1 rRNA gene is annotated in these 386 nt (G+C 57.5%); it reads right to left on the reverse strand.

Annotated features, from left to right (window positions below):
• A 5S ribosomal RNA gene (gene rrf, locus QSK10_RS34170) occupies window positions 1-102 on the reverse strand; the annotation flags it as partial.
• Window positions 103-386 lie beyond the last annotated feature (284 nt).

The following is a 386-nucleotide window of genomic DNA, read 5'->3' on the forward strand; positions in this document are numbered from 1 at the left end:
ACTCTCCCACCCCGTTCCCAGGGCAGTACCATCGGCGCTGAAGGGCTTAGCTTCCGGGTTCGGAATGGGACCGGGCGTTTCCCCTTCGCCATGACCACCGAAACATCCTCGAAACAACACACACCACGTATCACTGGTGCGGGGGTTTCCTGGACGCCTCGGCCGTGAACCCGTCCCGTGAAAGGGGTGGGGGTTCGGCGTTGGTGTCGTATGGAATTGTTCATCCTTGTTCACCGTGGCGCACACCCCGTCATCGACAGGGGGCTGCTGTGGTGTGTTGTTTCAGATGAACATAGTGGGTGCGATTTTCTGGCGGCGTGTCACGCGCTGCTTAAAGGATTTGTTAAGTCCTCGGCCTATTAGTACCGGTCAACTGAACACATTAC

Source organism: Actinorhabdospora filicis (assembly GCF_030269765.1).
GTDB classification, from domain to species: domain Bacteria; phylum Actinomycetota; class Actinomycetes; order Mycobacteriales; family Micromonosporaceae; genus Actinorhabdospora; species Actinorhabdospora filicis.